The organism is Mucilaginibacter rubeus (genome assembly GCF_014643835.1).
Taxonomy (GTDB): domain Bacteria; phylum Bacteroidota; class Bacteroidia; order Sphingobacteriales; family Sphingobacteriaceae; genus Mucilaginibacter; species Mucilaginibacter rubeus.
On sequence record NZ_BMKD01000013.1, the window covers coordinates 54,524 to 74,844 of the forward strand.

Annotated in this window: 17 protein-coding genes; 9 read left to right on the top strand and 8 right to left on the bottom strand. The window is 42.1% G+C overall.

Annotated features, from left to right (window positions below; genetic code table 11):
* Positions 1–168: 168 nt before the first annotated feature.
* Positions 169–726 carry a phosphonate metabolism protein/1,5-bisphosphokinase (PRPP-forming) PhnN gene (phnN, locus tag IEX80_RS26955; protein ID WP_188834746.1) on the bottom strand — a complete coding sequence of 186 codons (558 nt, stop codon included), beginning with the start codon at positions 724–726 and terminating at the stop codon, positions 169–171.
* 89 nt (positions 727–815) lie between these two features.
* Positions 816–1,613, bottom strand: coding sequence for an endonuclease/exonuclease/phosphatase family protein (locus tag IEX80_RS26960; RefSeq protein WP_188834747.1), 798 nt, complete (start codon positions 1,611–1,613; stop codon positions 816–818).
* Between the two features lie 316 nt (positions 1,614–1,929).
* Here IEX80_RS26960 and IEX80_RS26965 point away from each other — a divergent pair, with 316 nt between their 5' ends.
* Together IEX80_RS26965 and IEX80_RS26970 are read left to right on the top strand one after the other, a co-directional pair.
* Positions 1,930–2,436: a GbsR/MarR family transcriptional regulator gene (locus tag IEX80_RS26965; protein ID WP_188834748.1), complete on the top strand. Its 507-nt coding sequence runs from the start codon at positions 1,930–1,932 to the stop codon at positions 2,434–2,436.
* 72 nt (positions 2,437–2,508) lie between these two features.
* Entirely contained in the window at positions 2,509–2,880 is a 372-nt protein-coding gene (locus IEX80_RS26970) for a hypothetical protein (protein WP_090533053.1), read from the top strand.
* 70 nt (positions 2,881–2,950) lie between these two features.
* Here the strand turns inward: IEX80_RS26970 and IEX80_RS26975 are convergent, their stop codons facing one another.
* Complete coding sequence (locus IEX80_RS26975) at positions 2,951–3,316, bottom strand: response regulator (protein ID WP_090533051.1); 366 nt, start codon at positions 3,314–3,316, stop codon at positions 2,951–2,953.
* 1,065 nt (positions 3,317–4,381) lie between these two features.
* On the bottom strand, positions 4,382–4,738 hold the full coding sequence (locus IEX80_RS26980; RefSeq protein WP_090533049.1) for a response regulator: 357 nt from the start codon (positions 4,736–4,738) through the stop codon (positions 4,382–4,384).
* Positions 4,739–5,105: 367 nt separating this feature from the next.
* Between IEX80_RS26980 and IEX80_RS26985 the strand changes: the two genes are divergently transcribed.
* The 5 genes from IEX80_RS26985 to IEX80_RS27005 all read left to right on the top strand — a co-directional run bounded on the left by IEX80_RS26985 (position 5,106) and on the right by IEX80_RS27005 (position 10,420).
* Complete coding sequence (locus tag IEX80_RS26985) at positions 5,106–6,422, top strand: gluconate:H+ symporter (RefSeq protein ID WP_090533397.1); 1,317 nt, start codon at positions 5,106–5,108, stop codon at positions 6,420–6,422.
* Between the two features lie 4 nt (positions 6,423–6,426).
* Positions 6,427–7,248 carry an alpha/beta fold hydrolase gene (locus IEX80_RS26990; protein WP_090533048.1) on the top strand — a complete coding sequence of 274 codons (822 nt, stop codon included), beginning with the start codon at positions 6,427–6,429 and terminating at the stop codon, positions 7,246–7,248.
* Positions 7,249–7,353: 105 nt separating this feature from the next.
* On the top strand, positions 7,354–7,704 hold the full coding sequence (locus IEX80_RS26995; RefSeq protein ID WP_090533047.1) for a YMGG-like glycine zipper-containing protein: 351 nt from the start codon (positions 7,354–7,356) through the stop codon (positions 7,702–7,704).
* A 157-nt stretch (positions 7,705–7,861) separates the two neighbouring features.
* Positions 7,862–9,076 (top strand): BamA/TamA family outer membrane protein, encoded by a 1,215-nt coding sequence (locus IEX80_RS27000; RefSeq protein WP_188834749.1) that lies wholly within the window; start codon positions 7,862–7,864, stop codon positions 9,074–9,076.
* Positions 9,077–9,169: 93 nt separating this feature from the next.
* Positions 9,170–10,420, top strand: a complete 1,251-nt coding sequence (locus IEX80_RS27005) for a multidrug effflux MFS transporter (RefSeq protein WP_229701779.1) — start codon at positions 9,170–9,172, stop codon at positions 10,418–10,420.
* Positions 10,421–10,673: 253 nt separating this feature from the next.
* Here IEX80_RS27005 and IEX80_RS27010 read toward each other — a convergent pair whose 3' ends face one another.
* Complete coding sequence (locus IEX80_RS27010) at positions 10,674–11,081, bottom strand: hypothetical protein (RefSeq protein ID WP_176628346.1); 408 nt, start codon at positions 11,079–11,081, stop codon at positions 10,674–10,676.
* 144 nt (positions 11,082–11,225) lie between these two features.
* A complete protein-coding gene (locus tag IEX80_RS27015; protein WP_175490081.1) occupies positions 11,226–11,387 on the bottom strand; it encodes a hypothetical protein in 162 nt (53 codons plus the stop codon).
* A 286-nt stretch (positions 11,388–11,673) separates the two neighbouring features.
* Between IEX80_RS27015 and IEX80_RS27020 the strand changes: the two genes are divergently transcribed.
* Entirely contained in the window at positions 11,674–13,563 is a 1,890-nt protein-coding gene (locus IEX80_RS27020; protein WP_188834750.1) for an SPFH domain-containing protein, read from the top strand.
* Between the two features lie 405 nt (positions 13,564–13,968).
* Here IEX80_RS27020 and IEX80_RS27025 read toward each other — a convergent pair whose 3' ends face one another.
* Positions 13,969–14,808 carry an MBL fold metallo-hydrolase gene (locus IEX80_RS27025; RefSeq protein ID WP_188834751.1) on the bottom strand — a complete coding sequence of 280 codons (840 nt, stop codon included), beginning with the start codon at positions 14,806–14,808 and terminating at the stop codon, positions 13,969–13,971.
* Positions 14,809–15,046: 238 nt separating this feature from the next.
* Positions 15,047–16,438, bottom strand: a complete 1,392-nt coding sequence (gene lpdA, locus IEX80_RS27030; protein WP_090533040.1) for a dihydrolipoyl dehydrogenase — start codon at positions 16,436–16,438, stop codon at positions 15,047–15,049.
* 399 nt (positions 16,439–16,837) lie between these two features.
* On the opposite strand from lpdA, the gene IEX80_RS27035 reads away from it, so the two are divergent.
* Entirely contained in the window at positions 16,838–20,161 is a 3,324-nt protein-coding gene (locus IEX80_RS27035) for a TonB-dependent receptor (protein WP_188834752.1), read from the top strand.
* The last annotated feature ends 160 nt before the right edge of the window (positions 20,162–20,321 follow it).

The window sequence follows — 20,321 nt, forward strand, 5'->3', positions numbered from 1 at the left end:
TTAAAAATAGCGTTAATATTATCACCTTGAAATACCCCTTTTTCAGTATATTTCGTTATTTTATGGGTTGCGTTTAAAAAAAACCAAAATATCTACTCAATTATCAACGCAGTAATCTTTCGGGCGTATTGAACCATCAATAGTTTTCATCACATATTGAAAGCAGGTTTAAGCCAGTTGTTTTTCTGTTACCGAGATCAGGTTTACCAGTTCGTTCCCGGCAAGTTCAATAGCACCGTCATTTTGTATTTCGATGCAGTTTTCGAGATTGGTATTGAGTTCGGCAGTGCGGGCTATACGATTGGCTATTTCTTCAGTGTTTTCCCGGCCGCGCCCAACCAGGCGACTTGCAATAGCTTCGGGGCTCGCCGTTACTAATATCACTATCAGATCGGGGTAGAGCCGCTGCGCAACAGGCAGGTACTCGCACGATCCGTTAACCACCACATTAAAGCCTTTATTAAGCCAGTTGTTTATTTCCTGGCCTATGCCATAGTATTTATCGTGGCTGCCCCAGCTTAAAGCAAACATCCCGGCTTTGCTCCTCAATGCAAATTCCTCATTGGTTAAGCTAACGTGGTTCTCATTGCCAGAAAATGGGGGCCGGGTGATATACCGGTGCGCAAATACCACATTTTCCGATCCGTTAATTTGCTTGCGGGCGTAATTCATCAAGGTGTCTTTGCCTGCTCCGGATGCGCCGATAACATAAAATAGCTTGCCCATGGTGGTTTTTTATGGATGAAAAGGGCGGATTGTTTGAACCGCTATATTTTGAATGGCAAAATTACCGATTGACGGCAGGTTGTGTATAGTCAATTTATTACAAGTGTTGTGGTGATGCCGAAATGATCGCTCGGGTACAAGCCGGTTTCTTCATCAGGCACGTTTAATACCACTGCCGAATCAATAAACCGCGGATAATTATCCGTACCAGGGAAGGGCAAAGTAAAGATCTGGTCAACACATACCTGTTTGTTGGCTTTGTAATAGGCGTCCGTAAGGCTGTATCTCGGTTCTGCACCATTACCTTCGGTATAACAATCAGCGGCTTTAGATAATTCCCGGAAAGCCATAACTGCTTCCGAATCGGGTGTAGCATTAAAGTCGCCGCAAATAATGTGGTATGGCTTTGGGCTTTCCTCAGTAACAAAACCCGCGAGGGCTTCGGCCTGGGCTTTTCTTAGGCCTTTATGCTGGCCCAGGTGTGTAAGATGGGTAGTGGTAACAGTAACTATTTTTCCCGATGGCAGGTTTACGTTTGCCCGGAAAGCTTTACGGTCGTTATCTTCGGCTACTACGGGTAAATCAAAAGTCCCGGTTTCGGTAACCGGGTAAACTGATAATATACCCAGGCCCGATGTACTGTTGACCACCCTGCCTTCAAACAGGCGTTTTTTCGATCGGCCGGGTAAAAAACAGTAGTTCATATTTAATTCGGCAGCCAAAAATTTCAGGGTATCGGCATTTGCTTCTTCGCTGTAAAAACATTCCTGGCAAGCTATAACATGAGGTTTTAATTGTTTAAGTTGTTTGGCAAGTATGCCCATGCGCACCCGATACTCACCATCACATTTCCATGTATTTATGGTGACAATTTTAACATTTTCCACTCAGGCAATATCAGCAATCTAAATTATACAATCAACATTCGGTAATTATTAACTGATAACACCGGCCTGGCGATGCTGACCAGGAGCCTACCGGTTAACCCGTGTAAAATTTACAGTATAAAAATTCCAATTGAGCGTGGCAAGAGGCAAGGTGTTTTCAGTAAACAGGTTAATAAAACTGGTGGATATTTATTTTACCTTTTTAAACAAAGCAAGTGAAAGTGCATTGCCCTTTAACCTTTAACCTTTAACCTTTAACCTTTAACCTAAATTTTCATTTTTTTTTGAAAGTTTAAAAACTTGTTTATATTTGTGCATGGAATTGGCAGAGGCAAAGTTAAAGTTCATTGAGGCCTGGGGTAAGCTAGGGTCGGAGTGGGGGATTAACCGCACCATGGCCCAGGTACATGCTTTGCTGATGATCTCGCCGGAGGCTTTAACTACCGAAGAAGTGATGGCCGAATTAAGCATATCACGCGGTAATGCCAATATGACCCTGCGCGACCTCATTGACTGGGGCTTGGTTGAAAAGCAGCATAAAACAGGTGAGCGTAAGGAGTTTTTTTACGCAGAGAAAGATGTGTGGACTATTGCCCGACGCGTTGCCGAAGAACGTAAAAAGCGCGAGCTTACACCTATCATTAAAATACTTGATCAACTGGCCGGAGTGGATGGCGATGCAAAAGATCCGGCTTATAAAACATTTAAAACCACGGTTACCGATATAAACAAGCTGGCTAACAACGTGAACAAAACACTCGATACCATGCTCAAGGCCGAAGAGAACTGGTTTTTTGGTTCGATACTGAAAGTGTTTAAATAAATTTTTTTATAAATAAATTTCAATTTTTACTGAAAATTCTAAATAATTAATAATAACTAAATCTTTAACATCATGAACTACTTTATTTTAACCTATGTTATTTACCTATTGGCAAGTGTAGCATTAACAGTATGGGTGGCCAAAGTGCTGTTTAAAAACGGGCGTATATTTTTAGTGGATATTTTTCACGGCAACAGTGAACTGGCAGATTCTGTGAACAAGCTGCTTGTAGTAGGCTTTTACCTGGTAAATATAGGCTATATGAGCCTGGCCTTAAAGGAGTATGGCAATATTGCCAGTATGCAGGTAGTGGTTGAGGTACTGAGTTATAAAGTGGGCTGGATAATTTTAATATTGGGCGGTATGCATTTCCTAAACCTTGTCATTTTCTTTAAGCTGCGTAACCGCGCTAAACGGGAAAATGCATTTACTATAAATGTTTAGTTTTGTTTTGATTTGACGGGGTAGGCGAGTATTTGCCTGCTCCGTTTTTTTCGGGAATATATCCTGTATATCAGGCGGCACTTCTTAACTGCCTGTTTATACTATCCAGCAAAACATCAATGTCAAAAGGTTTGGCTATAAAATCATCGGGCGAACCGGCTTGGCTTAGCATACCCGGATTATGGCTTGCCGAAATTAATATTACAGGTATGTTTTTAGTTTCCTGCTGATTTTTAAGGGTTTTGCAAAGTTCACGGCCATCTAAATTGCCGAGCATAATGTCAAGCAAAATTAAATCAGGCTCGTGTTGCTTTATCCGGTCAAACAAGTTTCTGCCTTCAGTTAAGGTATCAACCTCATAGCCTGAATCTTCCAGTATATATTTTATGATTTCTAAAATATCTTTGTCGTCGTCCACCGCTAAAATCCGTCGCATAGGTAAGTTGTTAAAAAGATGTATCAGCAAAAAAAGTCAATGGCGATATGGCTTTATACAATATCGAGAAACACTATGCAATTTTTATACCAAGTATTAGGCGTAACTATCTTAGTTCAAATTTGGATTTTATGAGGCTTTATAAGGGAATGCTCTGTAATTCTGTACTTATAATGATATACAACGGGTATATTGTTGTATACAAATAAGGTCGGGGCTTTAAAATGACAGTACAAGAAGGTTATAAACGCAGATTACCTGCATTTTCTGAAGTAACAGGGTATCAAAACACCAAAGAAAATTGATTAATGGAAAATTATTTGATGAAAACGTGAGCCGGCTTTTTGCACTTTGCGCAAAAATATTTCCTGACCGGTATAAAAAACAGGATGTTTTTCAAAAACCAACTCCTTCGCATCTGGAAATGGTAAGGGGCTCCGCATTTTGAACAATAATATCTTTTCTTTGACTTGGCTTCGTTTTCTTCCACAAACTTAAAATAACAGGCAGCCAAAATACAATATCTATATTATTGGCGAAGAAGAAAAAAAGGAAAAGTACTTTTAAGTAAGTGTTAATTTCTTTTTATGAAATTAATTATCGTAATATGTATCTCTTGCGCTGGCATTTGTAGCACATGTACCTCTTTAGCGGGAGAAAAAACAAAACTTTTTTCACAAAAAAGCCTCTGGGCACACGGTTATCAAGCTCTGATTTACACCTTGGGCATACCGGCGCCTTTTTTACTTCTGTTTTCTCGTGTTCGTTTATTGATAGTACCATAATACAATCAGGGGCTTATTGTATTTAACTAATTATTTTGCTTTAACCTATAAAACAAAGTTAAAATAATTACCAATATTTCAACCGTGCTGTTTAAGTATTGATAATTAATCAATTTATGCGTTAAAAATGTGCTGTATTTATAATGCAGGAAGCTTTAAAGCGCTTTCTTTGCTTTTTTTATAATTATTATCCCGGTTTGGCAGAATAAAGGAATGAAATAAAGGTTAAATGGATAGTGCAAGGGGAGGTAAATTGACCGTTGAGGCAGGGATTACGTTTTTAAAGCAGGTTATTAACCTTTTCAACAAGTTCGGTCAAATCAAATGGTTTGTTGATTATTGCGTCGCACCCGTAGCTGATGAGCTCATTTTCATTGTTCACATAGGCCGAGAATATAATAACAGGAGTATTGCCAAATTTAGGATGTACTTTTATGTTTCGGCAAATTTCGCCGCCATTAGTACCAGCCACCCGGTAATCAAGTATAACAAGATCCGGTTCAAAGCTCTCAATCAGCGGAAGTACATCATTGCTTATTGATGTGCTTTTGACTTCAAATTGTTCATAAGTAAGGGTTTCATGAACAATATCAAGTATGTCTTGATTGTCGTCCAATACTAAAATACGCTTTACCATAATAAAAGTTAAAGAAATAAATGCCGAAAAGGTATTAAAGTATGCGTTAAAATTACAGTATCCTGTAAAGTAGTGGTTTGGGTTTAATCTTATCGGATAAAACTTTAATGCAAAATTAAAACTATTTTTTATAAAATTAATAAAACAATGTTATAAATAGCAACATGTTGTATGTTAGTTACACAAACCGCTTGTTTTTGAGTGCAGATGATAAAATTACAAGGCTGATTGATGATTGAGACCGGGTTATCAAAGCTTTTACCATATAAAAACCCTAAACTCAAATTTTGTTATTACTTTAGTTGGCATCAGCAGGCGCCCTATACTGAGGTTGCACACCCGCTGGCCACACATAACCTATAACTTAATGGTACTGTTAACTGTCTTTTTTTGTATTGTTTTACTGGTTTTGCTGGTGAGCCTGGTAAAAATAAACCCTTTTATTGCCTTTCTCATTGTTTCGATAATTGCAGGTTTGTTATTGGGCATACCCATTAATAAGGTAACCGCTTCCGTTCAAAAAGGCATGGGGGATATTTTAGGTCAGCTGCTCATCATTATTTGCCTGGGCGCTATGCTGGGCAAGCTGGTTGCTGTAAGCGGGGCTGCGCAAAAAATAGCAGGTGTACTTGTTGCCGCCGTAGGCGAAAAATATATTCAATGGGCGCTGGTGGCAGCCGGGTTTATTATAGGTATTCCGCTGTTTTATGGTATTGGCTTCGTGCTGATGGTCCCACTTATATTCTCTGTAGTTTACAAGTATAAACTGCCGGCTGTGTATATAGGCTTACCTATGTTGGCTTCGCTGTCGGTAACGCATGGTTTTTTGCCCCCGCATCCATCGCCATCGGCGTTAGTGGCCTTGTTTCATGCTAATATGGCAACCACCTTTATTTACGGGCTTATGATAGCTATTCCGGCTATTATACTGGCGGGGCCAGTGTTTGCACAATTTCTTAAAAAAATCCCATCGGAGCCACTGGCTACTTTCAGGGCTGAAGAATTACCTGCCGAAAAGCTGCCCGGCGCGTTCAATAGCTTTTTTACAGCTTTATTGCCGGTTTTGCTTTTAATGCTTACCGCGTTTTTTCCATACCTTAACATACAGGATCCGGGTGTAGCAAAGTTCATCACATTTCTTGGCGATCCATCAATTGTTATGCTGATAGCGCTTATGGTTGCCACCTATACTTTAGGTGTAAAGCAAGGTAAAAGCATGGGCCAGCTTGCGGGCAATTTTACTGATGCGGTGAAGGATGTGGCCTTGATATTATTGATCATAGCGGGATCGGGCGCCTTTAAGGAAGTTTTAACCGCCAGCGGTGTAAGCGGCCAGATAGCAGCGCAACTGCAATCGTTCAATTTGCCGCCACTGTTATTAGGCTGGGTGATAGCTGCTATTATCCGCGTTAGTTTGGGCTCGGCAACAGTTGCCGGACTAACAGCTGCAGGCATTGTCGCGCCGCTGGTTTTGCAAAATCATATTAATCCCAATTTAATGGTATTATCCATTGGGGCCGGTAGCCTGGCATTTTCGCACGTAAACGATTCGGGTTTTTGGCTGTATAAAGAGTATTTTAATTTAAGTATTAAAGATACTATAAAATCATGGTCGTTAATGGAAACGCTTGTTTCTGTTATAGGGCTTGCGGGAGTAAGTATTATTAACCTGTTTATTAAATAAAAATATGTTTGTTATCAAAAAACTATCAGCAAGTTTAGCCCTGTTAATTTTTATGCTGATCACCAGCAATGGTGCATTAGCGCAGCCGGTTACTGCTCCGGGTAGCTATTATACTTCGTTTGATGGTGTTAAAATCCATTATGAAGCGAAAGGTGATGGCTTCCCGGTGATACTGGTACATGGTTTTTCGGGCACAGGCGAAGGCTGGAAAAAAGGAAAGCTTTATAATGATCTGTTAACGGCTGGTTATAAAGTGATCATACTGGATCAGCGGGGCAACGGACTGTCGGACAAGCCCCACGATGACGCGGGTTATGCTAACGATGCCGAAGCTAAAGACATTATGGGCCTGGCTACAAGCCTTGGGCTGAAACGATATGATATTGTTGGATATTCGCGCGGATCGATCATTACTTCGCGCGTGTTTGTGCTGGATAAGCGGATTCAAAAGGCGGTAATGGGTGGTATGGGCGATGCTTACACTAACCCCGAATGGCCGCGGAGGATTCATGCTTATAAGGCTTTAATGGGCGATACCAGCTTTCATGATGTTGATGGGATGATCAATTATATCCACAGTAACCCTTTTGATGAACTTGCTTTAGCCTATCAGCAAAAGTGGCAGCCATCAACCAGCAAACAGGAATTAGCTAAGGTAAAAATCCCGGTACTGCTCATAGATGGGAGCGAAGATCATGATAACGGCGACGAGGTTGCTCTTCATAAACTCATTCCCGGCTCAAAGCTGGTTCACGTTCCGGGCGATCATAACAGCGCCAGCCGCACTTCCGAATTTTCAAAAGCTGTAATGGCTTTCCTGAAATAAACATTGTCGGTTAATGTTCAGTTGTTGAATTTTGTGCCGTTATTTTCGATAATGGTCTGTTATTTGCATGAGTGTATATGTTAACACTTATAAATACATACCATTATGAAAAAGCTAATGATATATATGTGCTTTTTAATTGGCCTGATGCTATCCATCAGTATCACTGCCAATGCACAAACCACACAGAAAAAGGGAATAAGTAAACAAGGCAAAGGCGCAATCATAGGTGGAGCAGGCGGTGCAATTGCGGGTGGCCTTATTACGCATAGTGCAGGCGGCGCTTTAGTTGGCGGTGCGCTTGGTGCCGGTGGCGGTTATATTATCGGTAATGAAGCCCGCCGACGCGAAGAGAAAAGGCAGCGTGCTGCCCGCATTGCCTGGCGCAGGGCACATCCGCATCACCATTATACCACAACCAAAACAACCGTAACTAAACAAACAACTTACCATTAATTTAAATGGTTGTTATAAAGGCCTGTAGGTTTCAATACTTACAGGCCTTTTTTATTTAAATTAAAATTTAGCTAAATTGAAGCGATTGCCCTGTTTTATCCGTTATTAAACTTACTAACAGCCAAACAGCACGGTAATATTTTTCGTTTAAAGTACGATGGTAAAAGGGTTATCTGTAATAGTTTTATGTTTGATTCCGGCAATGATGCTGGCACAGGAGCCGGTTGCAGATACCATCAGCGTAAAAAAAGATACAGTACCGCAACGGGATGTTATTGACATTGTACGTTCGCTTTTTAAAATTAAGCCCCGGCAGCAGGCAACGCAGCGAAAGAAGATCTACTTTTCTGTTTTTCCCACCTCAACAACCGACGGGCGGAGCGGCGGAAAAGCATTGTTTACTTCAACAACGGCTGGGTTTTACCTGGGGGATGAAGCTACTACTAATTTATCAAGCTTTACTTTTACCCCTTATTTTAATTTAAAGGGGAGGTATGGCTTGCCTATCCGGTCAAATATCTGGCTTAATAATAACGAGTGGAATATACAGGGCGACACCAGGCTGATGGTTTATCCTCAATATACATGGGGCCTGGGAGGTAACCAGGGTCCCGAAGATAAGTTCCTGGTAAATTATAATTACCTCCGCTTTTATCAAAGTGTGTTAAAGCAGATTAAGCCATACTTTTATGCCGGGTTAGGCTATAATCTTGACTATTATATAGATATTGAAAGCAATGGCGATCAAAACCTGCGTAAGTTTACCGGTTATAAATATGGTACTGCGACCGATCGGGATGCGTTTTCATCGGGCGTAACAGTCAATTTATTATACGATTCGCGCAAAAACTCTATCAATCCGCTGCCCGGAGCTTATGCCAACATAGTTTACCGGGTTAATGCCAAGGCTTTTGGAAGCCATACGGACTGGAGGTCATTATATATCGATATGCGTAAATATGTGCAGTTAACCAACTCGGGGCCTAAAAATGTGCTGGCTTTCTGGGCCTATTACTGGACAACACTTACGCCCCGCACACCTTATCTTAACCTGCCAAGTCTTGGCTGGGAGCCTTATCAGCGATCGGGCAGGGGATTTCCGCAAAGCCGTTACCGGGGCGACAGGCTGGTATATTTTGAAACTGAATACCGCCGCGATATCACCCGCAATGGCTTATTGGGTTTTGTGGTATTTGCCAATGTAAATTCCGTTACCGAGCCCGAGAACCATGCCTTTGTATATTGGCACCCGGCCGCCGGCACAGGCCTGCGTTTTAAGTTCAATAAAAAAACGGGAACCAATATCAGCCTCGATTATGGCGTGAGCAAAAACTTTTCATCAATAAGTCTTAATTTAGGCGAGGCGTTTTGATGCTTCGGTTCATAGGTTATGGATCATGGTTCATAGAATTTTAGCATGACCATTATATATTGTGTGCCCATTCACAGCTATGAACTATCAACCATGAACCATCAACTAACTAACACACGTATGACCAAACAAAAATATACAGTACTGATCCTCATATTGGGTTCGCTTACAGCACTTGGCCCTTTTTCTATAGATATGTACCTGCCAGGCTTTAAAGCCATAGCTAAGTACTTGCATACCAGTACCGATGAGGTAGCGCTGTCATTATCGAGCTATTTTATTGGCATCGCCGCCGGGCAATTACTTTATGGACCTTTGCTCGACAGGTTTGGCCGTAAAAACCCATTATACTGGGGGCTTGGGCTTTATATCGTATCATCAATGGGCTGTTTTTTCTCTTCATCGCTCGAAATGCTTATTGCACTGCGTTTTTTTCAGGCGGTGGGCAGCTGCGCTGCAAGCGTAGCCGCTATGGCCATGGTGCGCGACTTGTTCCCGGTTGAGGATAATGCCAAAGTATTTTCGTTGCTGATCCTGGTACTGGGTGCTTCGCCAATGCTGGCTCCAACCGCAGGTAGTTACATTACCGCGGCTTTTGAATGGCAGGTCATTTTCCTGGTATTAACTATTATAGCGGTGCTCATATTGCTGTCCGTAATATTCTGGCTCCCCGAAAGCTATCAGCCCGATCCTGCTTATTCTTTAAAACCAGGGCCGATTATAGGGCATTTTATAACAGTTTTAAAGGATGCGCAGTTTGTAACCTATGCCATAGGCGGCGCGTTCGCTTTCGCGGGTTTGTTTGCCTATGTTTCGTCTTCGCCTATCGTGTTTATTGAGGGCTTTAAAGTAAGCGAAAAGCAGTTCGGCTGGATCTTTGCCGGGCTTTCGGTCGGGTTTATTGGTTCAAGTCAGCTAAACAGTGTGCTGATAAAAAAATACAAAAGCGAACAAATGATAGGCGCATCACTTATTTTAATGGTGATTATTTCCACAGTGTTTTTGGCGGGTTCATTAAATCATTGGTTCGGGATAGGTGGTACTATAGCTATGATATTTGGAGTTTTGTGCTGCGTTGGCATTTGCGCGCCCAATACATCGGCATTATCCCTTGCTCCCTTCTCTAAAAATGCGGGTTCGGCTTCTGCAATATTAGGCGCATCGCAAATGGCCGTGGGGGCCTTGTCATCCATCGGTATTTCGGTAATAAAACAACATAGTTCGCTGCCCATGGCGGCGGTTATGGCGGCGTCATCAATTTTGGCACTTCTGATTGTTTTTATTGGCAAGCGGTTTATAAAAAACAAGGTTGAAGCCAGTGGAGAGGTTGTTGCGGCACATTGAGCCTTGATTTTAGGATTACAGGATAGCTTGATTTTAAATTACTCGCGCCGTTGTTGGTGTTGTCACCAACAACTTCCTATTCGTTGCTTTTATTAATTACAAGCTAATTCAGCATTGCAATTGCATAGCGCAGAGTTGTTGGTGACAACACCAACAACGGCGAAGGATTACAGGATTAGCTTGATTTTAAATTACTTGTAAGTGCAGGCCACAAGACAGTACCTTGTGGCCTGCAAGCAAAGAATTAACTGATTTAAAATTTGCTTGCCCGCAAAGCTGTAACCTTTGAGCCTTCGGGGCCGGTACTTTCAAAAACTATCTTATTTTCGGTTAGTTCCGAAACGTAAAAAACGAAATTGCGGGTTTTGCCATCAGGGAGTTTCTCGGTTACATTCATGTTGCTTCCATTCAGCGTAAAAGAGCCGTGCGACAGGAATTTGCCGCCCCATACAATCAGGAATTTCATTTCGGGCGTAAACTGAATATAAGGTACGTTGGCATCCAACTCGGCTTGTTTTACGGTATCGGGCGGGCTTGCATTTGGATGCTCAATTTTTATATATTTCCATTTGCCGGTAAGCGTCCTAACCGAAACTTCAGGTTTACATGATGCTATAAAAAGCACCACTACAGCAAACAATAAAAAGCCTTGTTTTATCATAACAGAAAAATGTTTGGATAAAACTATACAATTGCTTTTAAAATTGAAAGCGAAGGGTTAGTCTTTAGTCTAAAGTCATAAGTCTGAAATGCGGTGAGGAAAAAGAGATCTTTTGACATCCGACTTAAGACTATTGACTTTACACTATCTCTTCTTCAAACCTTTATTAGTACGCTCTTCGGCTTGCTTCACTTCGTCTTTTTCACTTAGCGGGCCCTCGGTTTTGATCTCTTTGGCTTTCTGTCCACCCGCTTTTACCGGACTTATCCTGGTACCTTCTTTTTTGATGTCTTTGGGGATACTCATAGCGGTAATGTTAAGTATTCATTAAACAATAGGATACTTATTTAACTACACCTGTTGTAAAATGTTTCCTGAAAATTATTTAAAAATTTACTTTCTGTGTATCAATTAATTACATGAATTTGACGACGCTCCTAAAATATTTTTATGATTTTTCGTAACAAAGCATAACTGCAACTGTCTTAATGACACTATATAGCCAAGGTACTCTTCCAGGTAAGCTATAAGTATTGTGAGGGCCCGCACCTTAAGGGTTCCGTTAAAAAAATCAAAAACAATCTTAAAAAAAATGGACAATCTAATTGTTAGTCTGTGGTGGGTTATACCCGTCATAGTGTTATTGCTGATGTACAAATTTGTTTTGCGCGTGTTTTGCGGCATGGTTATCGTTCCGGACGACCGTATCGGGTTGGTGATCAAGAAATTTGCCCTTACGGGTAACAGCCGCCTGCCCGATGGTCGGATCATAGCCACCAAAGGCGAGGCTGGTATGCAGGGCCGTGGCCTTGCGCCGGGCTTATATTGGAAAATGTGGCCATGGCAGTATACTATTATCATGCAGCCCTTTACCATTATTGAGCAAAACAAGCTTGGCCTGGTAAAAGCAAAAGACGGGTCCTCGTTTGATACCGGCCGTGTGCTGGGTAAACCGGTTGATTGTGATAAGTTTCAGGATGCGGTAGCATTTTTGGATAATAATGGTCAAAAAGGCCCTCAGGCAGCTTTCCTTACACCGGGTAGCTATCGTATCAACACCTTTTTGTTTGATATTGAGATGGTGCCTATCACCCAGATCCACGAAAACAAGGTAGGTATTATTACCACTTTGGATGGCGAGCCGCTGAACAAAGGCGAGATAGCCGGCGAATCGGTTGCAGGGCATAAAAACTACCAGGACCCAATTGCTTTTATCACCGCAGGCGGCCGTAAGGGTTTGCAGGAGGACGTGATCCTGGCGGGTACCTACTATCTTAACCCCTGGTTTGTGAGCGTTGAGCAGGTGGATATGATCTATATTCCTATTGGTTATGTAGGTGTTGTGAACTCATTCGTAGGTCCGGAAGGCAAGGATACCAGTGGCGATAATTTCAAACATGGTAACATCGTGAAACGAAATGAAAAAGGTGTTTGGGATGAACCGCTCGATCCCGGTAAGCACCCGGTAAACATCTATACCCACGCCGTTGAAATTGTACCCACAACCAACATCGTGCTTAACTGGGCCGATAGCCGCACCGAATCGCACGAACTGGATAAGAACCTTTGTACCATTACGGTAAGGTCAAGCGATGGTTTTACTTTTAACCTGGATGTGTCACAGATCATCCACGTGCCGCGCAACGAAGCACCGAAAGTGATAGCAAGGTTTGGTAAAATGAAAAACCTGGTATCACAGGTGCTGGAGCCAACCATTGCCAACTACTTCCGTAACTCGGCCCAAAAAAGTGATGTGATCGGCTTCCTGGCCAACCGTATCCAAAGGCAAACTGATGCCCGCGAACACATAGGAAGGGTATTGGAAACTTATAACGTAATTGGTGTGGATACCCTGATAGGCGACATCGTGCCTCCGGCAGCCCTGATGAAAACCCTTACCGACCGTAAACTGGCCGAAGAGGAAAAAGTTACTTATGAAATTCAGCGCCACGCGCAAATTGAACGTAAGGAATTTGAAAGCGCACGGGCCGGTGCCGATATGCAGCCTGAAGTAGTAAAATCAACCCGCCAGGTTGAGATTAACACCCAGATGGCTGCTTCAAGAGTTGCCGCTTCAAAAGGTGAGGCAGAAGCTAAGACCATCAATGCCAAAGCCGATGCCGAGGTAAGGATTACGATAGCTAAGGCCGATGCCGAAGCCAAGACGGTAAACGCAAAAGCCGATGCAAACGCCACAGAGGTGAACGGTATGGCCGAAGGTGCCAAGATCAAGGCCATAGGTTTATCAGAAGCCGAGGTTACCAAACAAAAAACCGAAGCCATGGGTACCGAGCAATACGCTATAGTGCGTGTGGCCGAAGCTTTGGCCGCCGCAGGTATCAGGTTAGTACCGGAGATATTGGTAAGCGGTAAAGAGGGCGGCAGCGGTGGCATGATTGATGCCCTGATAGGCACCGAAATGCTCAAAAAACTGCAGATCGAAAACCAAGGCAAGGGCGGTGCCACCACTAAAGGCGAATAATTAAAATAAATGCATAAAAATTAAAGGTTGATTATGTAATCCCTTCAAATTATGCATCATGACAAAGGTTTGTGATTAGAGATTTTTGAGGGAGAGTACAGATAACTCAAATCCTAAACCTTTTGTTGAAGAGATCAACGGTTAGAGGTTGGTGGTTAGTCGCTCCCTCCGGCAAAAGATAATACGTTCTTTATACCTAAACCTTTTTTTAAGTGATCAGGGGTTGGAGATTAGAGGTAAGTTGCTGTGATAGTATCCGGCTTTATGATTCAACCGCACTGATTTAATTGACGAGGCTTTTAACCTAAACCGATCAATGAACAAAGGCATCCCGCGAGGGGATGCCTTTTGTGTTTTATGAGTTAAAGAATCAACGGAATCATCGAAATCAAAACTAATCAACGGTCATAGGTCGCTTAGTTTAAATGCATCCTTAACCCTGATGCCTTTTTCTGTTTGCTGTAAAGTGCAGCATTCATTAATCGGGTCGTGCTCAAAATATAGTACGTATTCTTTTTCAAGGGCCTCGTTTAAAAAAAGTTTTTTCTCAGTAAGCGTTTGAAGCGGGAACATATCATAAGCCATTATGTAAGGGATAGGCAGGTGCCCGATTGATGGCAGCAGATCGGCCATGTACAGGATCTGTTTGCCTTTATAATTAATGAACGGCAGCATCATTGATTCGGTATGGCCGGATACAAAGCGGATCTCAAAATCTTTCATAAAGTTGATGCCGTCTTCAGTATCAACAAATTTTAGCTGGCCGCTTTCCTGTATAGGGATGATGTTTTCTTTGAAAAAGGAAGCTTTTTCCCGTTCGTTGGGGTTAACGGCCCAATCCCAGTGTTTGGGATTACTCCAGTAGGTGGCGTTTTTAAAGGCAGGGAGCAGGTTTTCGCCCTCGCGTACAACCGCACCGCCCACATGGTCAAAGTGCAGGTGGGTTAAAAATACGTCGGTAATATCACCGCGATGAAAACCGAGCGAAGCCAATGAACTATCCAGGCTTGCATTGCCGTGAAGATAATAGTGGCTGAAAAACTTTTCGCTTTGCTTGTTGCCTATGCCGGTATCAACTAATATCAACCTGTTTTCATGTTCAACCAGCAGGCAGCGCATGGCCCAGGTGCAAAGGTTGTTTTCATCGGCAGGGTTGGTTTTGTTCCAGATGGTTTTAGGAACAACGCCAAACATAGCCCCGCCATCTAATTTGAAAAAGCCGGTATCGATGGTGTGTAGTTTCATTTAGTTCATGGTTTATAGTCCATAGTCCATAGTCGATGGTCCATAGATAATGGGCGTGACTTATAATGTGCTGATAGGGCTAAATTAGAATAATATTTTAAAGATAAGTTGTGGTTATAAAGTATGAAACTAAAAAGGCTCAAACCAAATGCAATGCATTTAATTTGAGCCTTTAAATATTTATTGTAGCTATAACTATCAACCATGGTCTATGGTCTATCGACCATGGGCCAGAATACTACAAATGGATACACTCGCCGTAAGCTTCGGCAGCGGCTTCCATTACAGCTTCACTCATGGTTGGGTGAGGGTGTACCGATTTGATGATCTCATGACCGGTAGCTTCCAGTTTGCGGGCGGTAACTACTTCGGCAATCATTTCGGTAACGTTGTAGCCAAGCATGTGAGCGCCTAAGAACTCGCCGTATTTGGCATCAAATATCACTTTTACAAAGCCATCTTTGGCGCCGGCAGCACTTGCCTTACCTGAGGCTGAGAATGGGAATTTACCAACTTTAACTTCATACCCAGCCTCTTTAGCCGCTTTTTCGGTATAACCAACAGAAGCAACTTCTGGTGAGCAATAGGTACAGCCCGGAATGTTGTTATAATCGAGCGGGTGAGGGTTTTGACCGGCAATTTTTTCAACGCAGATAATACCTTCGGCAGATGCTACGTGTGCAAGAGCCTGGCCTTTAACAATATCGCCAATGGCGTAAACACCTTCCACATTGGTACGGTAAAAATCATCAACCAATACTTTGCCGCGCTCGGTTTTAACTCCGTTTTCTTCAAGGCCGATGCCTTCAAGATTGGTGGCGATACCTACTGCAGAAAGAACGATCTCGGCTTCAAGCACTTCAGTGCCGGTAGCTGTTTTTACGGTTACCTTGCACAGGTCGCCGCTGGTATCAACCGACTCCACATTGGAGCTGGTCATGATGTTGATACCCTGTTTTTTAAGAATGCGGTTTAATCCTTTTGAGACATCCTCATCCTCTAACGGAACAATATTATCTAAAAACTCAACTACGGTAACTTTTGTACCTATTGAGTTGTAAAAATAAGCAAACTCAATACCGATAGCACCCGAACCAACTACAACCATTGATTTAGGTTGCTGCGGCAATACCATGGCCTGGCGGTAACCGATAACTTTTTTACCATCCTGTTTCAGGTTAGGTAACTCGCGCGAGCGGCCGCCTGTTGCTAATATAATGTGTTTTGCACTGTAGGTTTTAGCTGTACCGTCGGCGGCTTTAACTTCAACAGCGCCTTTGCTTTTTAATTTACCAAAGCCAACAAGAACATCTATCTTGTTTTTCTTCATCAAAAACTGAACGCCTTTGCTCATGCCATCGGCAACGTTACGGCTTCTTTTAACAACCGCGGCAAAGTCAACTTCTCCGGCGCCGTTAATTTTAATACCGTAATCGGCACTATGGTTAAGGTATTCAAAAACCTGGGCGCTTTTTAACAAAGCCTTGGTTGGGATACAACCCCAGTTCAAACAGATACCGCCTAATGATTCTTTTTCGACAATGGCGGTTTTTAAACCAAGCTGGGAAGCGCGGATAGCAGCAACATAGCCACCCGGACCAGACCCAATAACAATTACATCGTAATCCATATTATTATTGATATACTTTAATTTCGTTTCAAAGGTAAATAAGCTGCGCGGATTTTTGTGGTTTTTCCGCAGCCCCCTATTTTTTGAATGCCAAAGCTAAGGAAAAGGGCTGAAACCAAAAAATGTACTGCCGGTATATATCACCTGCCACGCGTTATTTATATCTGCGCTGTGTCATAAAAGCAAAGGGCATAAAGCAACCGTTAAGCCCGGGTATGATTTAAACCATATTATTTGTAATATTTTCATTGTTTTTGACGATTGTTTTATGGTTTTTATACTTATAATGTAAAATGTTGATAAATATATAATAATTGTTAACGTTAACTTAACATTGGTAATTAGTTCATTAATTATCTTTGCGCCAATTAATTAAACGTATAATTAAAAAAGCAATTTATGAGGAAGCATTACCTTCTTTTATTCATTTTTTCGCTGCTCACACTAAACTTTGCGTTCGCGCAAAACGTTACTACAAGTAGCATGTCTGGTACAGTGGTTGATGAAAAGGGATTACCACTCCCTGGTGTAACCATTACCGCGTTACACACACCCACAGGTACTAATTATTCAACTGTTAGCCGCGCCGACGGCCGTTACAACTTACCAAACATCCGTGTTGGTGGTCCGTACACTATCAGTTTTAAATTTATTGGTTTTAATACCTTTAGCCAGGATAACATCACGCTATCTTTAGGTCAGGACTTTAAGATCAACGCTAAACTTGCACCTACCAATACCGAACTTAAGGAAGTTGTGGTTTCGGGTGTACAGAACAAGGTTATCAATACTTCAAGAACAGGTTCGCAGGAGATTATTAACCGTGCACAAATTGATCGTTTACCAACTATCAGCAGGTCAATTTATGATTACACTAAATTAACTCCAACTGCAAATGGTACTTCATTTGGCGGCCGTAACGGTAATGGTAACAACTTAACTGTTGACGGTGCCTTGTTCAATAACTCATTTGGTTTATCAAACACCTTAGGTGGCCAGGCAAACTCACAGCCAATTTCATTAGACGCGATTGAGCAGATCCAGGTTTCTGTATCTCCTTTCGACGTAAGCCAGGGCCGTTTTGCCGGTACCGGTATCAATACCGTAACTAAATCAGGTACCAATGAATTTAAAGGCAGCGTTTACTACTACAAACGTTCGGCTGGTTTATTAGGTTTGCATACGCTTACTACTGATGTTCAAAAACCAACTATTGACTACAATCAACGTGGTATCAGCTTAGGTGGCCCGATCATCAAAAACAAATTATTCTTCTTCGTATCTGGCGAGCAGGAAAGGATTAAAGATCCGGCTACTTCTTATACAGCTTTACGTGATGGTCAGACAGCAGGTGGTAGTATCTCCCAGGCTTCTTATGCTGATTTAACCGCATTGTCTTCATTCCTTCAAAAAAATTATGGATACAATCCCGGAGCATTTGAAAACTACCAGTTACGTACGCAATCAGATAAGATCGCTGCCAAATTGGATTGGAATATCGACAAAAATAATACCTTATCATTGAAATATTTCTATTTGAAATCATTCCGTGATGTGCCTCCAAGCAGTTCAGGTGCGCCTACCGGCGGCCGTGCGCCAAGCAGCACTTCGTTGCCGTTCTTTTCATCTTACTATACCATCAACAACAACTTCAATATTGGTATTGCCGAGTTGAACACCCGTATTAGCTCAAACCTTGCCAATAAATTAACTGTAGGTTACCAGGCCCTGCGCGATTTCCGCGAGTCTCCGGGCGGTGGTTCATTCCCATTGGTTGATATCCAAAACCCTAATGGTACTACTTTAACCTCATTTGGTTATGAGCCGTTTACTGCCAACAACGTATTGAATACCGATACCTGGCAGGCATCTGATAACTTAACCCTTTACAAAGGTAAACACGAGTTTAACTTCGGTTTATCATACGAATCGAACAAGTTTAAAAATGGTTTTGCCCCTAACTATTATGGCGGTTACCGTTTTAAAAGTTTAGCTGATTTTTATGCATCGGCAGACCCTAACAACGGTCTTACAGATGCACAAAGAGCACTTGCTACCCGTTATGATTTCCGCTATTCAGCGCTGCCTGATGGTTCGTTCCCCTTTGCTATCGTAAAATCATATACTATTGGTGCATACGCTCAGGACAAATGGACAGTTAACGATAACTTCAAATTAACTTACGGTGTTCGTTTTGATTTACCGGTTTACAATACTGACAGCCAGTACAATACCAATGCTGCAGCTTTAACAGGTTTCAGGGATGGTTACAAGATCAATACTGCGCAGTTCCCTAAAACAAATATTCAAATTTCACCAAGGGTAGGCTTTAACTGGGATGTTAACGGCGATGCCAGCACACAAGTGCGTGGTGGTGCAGGTATCTTTACCGGTCCGGTTCCTTATGTATATATATCAAACCAGGCCAGCAACAATGGTGTTCAGTTTGGTTCATATAGCATTGTGCCTGGTGCAGGTGGTGTATCAACAACCGACCCTCGTTTGATCTTCAGCCCGGATGTTAACAAAAACAGGCCGCAAGGCGCTGCAGCCAATACATCATACAACCTAGTTGTTACCGATAAGAACTTCAAGTTCCCTTCAAACTTCAGGTTAAACTTAGCTGTTGACCAAAAATTGCCATTAGGTATTATCGGTACTTTAGAAGGTATCTATTCAAAAGATATCAACTCGGTATATTTTGTTAACCTTGCGTTGCCTACATCAGGTCAGGCTTTAAAGGGTAATGATAACCGGATCCGTTACAGCAGTACTACTGTTTATCCTTCAATCCCTGCTGCCCAGGGTGGTAACACAGCGGCGGTACCTAATATTACCGACGCTATCCTGATGAAAAACACCAGCAAAGGTTATACTTACAGCGTTACCGGCCAGTTACAAAGAACGTTTAAAGAGCTTTACTTTAACATAGCTTACACTCACTCTGATTCACGCTCGGTTAATGACGGTGGTTCTATCGCCCAGTCAACCTGGAGAGACCGTGTTGTATCCGGCGATCCAAACGCTGATGTTACTTCATATGCTAACTTTTACCAGCCAAACCGTATCATCGCTTCGGTATCATTCCGTAAGGATTATATCAAACACCTTACTACTTCGGTTGGTTTAACTTACGAAAGTGCTAACAATGGTGTTGCTTCATACACTTATAATGGCGACTTGAATGGTGACGGTCAAACTACTAACGATTTGATGTACATTCCTAAAGATGCAAGTGACATCGTACTGGTAGCTGATAACTTGAATGATAAACGTACCACAGACCAAACTTACCAGCAGTTGAACGCGTTTATTAACCAGGACCCATACCTGAGCAAACACCGCGGTCAATATGCTAAGCGTAATGCTTTGGTATTGCCATACTTTCACCTGGTTAACTTTAACTTTACCCAGGACCTGTATGCTTCAACCGGTAAGTTTAAAAATACTTTACAGTTTGAATTTAACATCATCAACCTTGGCAACTTCCTGAACAGGAACTGGGGTAACTTTAAGTTTGTTAACCGTACAAGCCCATTATCATTTAAAGGTGTTTACGCCAACAATGCTAATCCTAATGATCCTAACATCGGTAAGCCAACATTCTCGTTCCCTTACTTTGATGATAAAAACCAAATCCCGCTTACATCAACTTTTGGTAACGGTATTTCGCAGGTATCACGCTGGCAAGCTCAAATTGGTTTAAGGTATCTCTTTAACTAATTGAATTTACCATATGATTTAAAGCCCCGGTCAATTTGTGGCCGTTGCGCAACTAAACTGAGGTTTTCAAATAACCCAGTCGAATAAAGTTCGATTGGGTTATTTTTTTTATAAACATTTGACAATCAGGTATTTGTTTTGTATATTAAGGACATGCAAG

Bases quoted from the DNA above. Each gene is read 5' to 3' on its own strand.
- phnN (WP_188834746.1), bottom strand. From the start codon at position 726: ATGGGCAAGCTATTTTATGTTATCGGCGCATCCGGAGCAGGCAAAGAC.
- IEX80_RS26965 (WP_188834748.1), top strand. From the start codon at position 1,930: ATGGAATTGGCAGAGGCAAAGTTAAAGTTCATTGAGGCCTGGGGTAAG.
- IEX80_RS26970 (WP_090533053.1), top strand. From the start codon at position 2,509: ATGAACTACTTTATTTTAACCTATGTTATTTACCTATTGGCAAGTGTA.
- IEX80_RS26975 (WP_090533051.1), bottom strand. From the start codon at position 3,316: ATGCGACGGATTTTAGCGGTGGACGACGACAAAGATATTTTAGAAATC.
- IEX80_RS26980 (WP_090533049.1), bottom strand. From the start codon at position 4,738: ATGGTAAAGCGTATTTTAGTATTGGACGACAATCAAGACATACTTGAT.
- IEX80_RS26985 (WP_090533397.1), top strand. From the start codon at position 5,106: ATGGTACTGTTAACTGTCTTTTTTTGTATTGTTTTACTGGTTTTGCTG.
- IEX80_RS26990 (WP_090533048.1), top strand. From the start codon at position 6,427: ATGTTTGTTATCAAAAAACTATCAGCAAGTTTAGCCCTGTTAATTTTT.
- IEX80_RS26995 (WP_090533047.1), top strand. From the start codon at position 7,354: ATGAAAAAGCTAATGATATATATGTGCTTTTTAATTGGCCTGATGCTA.
- IEX80_RS27000 (WP_188834749.1), top strand. From the start codon at position 7,862: ATGGTAAAAGGGTTATCTGTAATAGTTTTATGTTTGATTCCGGCAATG.
- IEX80_RS27005 (WP_229701779.1), top strand. From the start codon at position 9,170: ATGAACCATCAACTAACTAACACACGTATGACCAAACAAAAATATACA.
- IEX80_RS27010 (WP_176628346.1), bottom strand. From the start codon at position 11,081: ATGATAAAACAAGGCTTTTTATTGTTTGCTGTAGTGGTGCTTTTTATA.
- IEX80_RS27015 (WP_175490081.1), bottom strand. From the start codon at position 11,387: ATGAGTATCCCCAAAGACATCAAAAAAGAAGGTACCAGGATAAGTCCG.
- IEX80_RS27020 (WP_188834750.1), top strand. From the start codon at position 11,674: ATGGACAATCTAATTGTTAGTCTGTGGTGGGTTATACCCGTCATAGTG.
- IEX80_RS27025 (WP_188834751.1), bottom strand. From the start codon at position 14,808: ATGAAACTACACACCATCGATACCGGCTTTTTCAAATTAGATGGCGGG.
- lpdA (WP_090533040.1), bottom strand. From the start codon at position 16,438: ATGGATTACGATGTAATTGTTATTGGGTCTGGTCCGGGTGGCTATGTT.
- IEX80_RS27035 (WP_188834752.1), top strand. From the start codon at position 16,838: ATGAGGAAGCATTACCTTCTTTTATTCATTTTTTCGCTGCTCACACTA.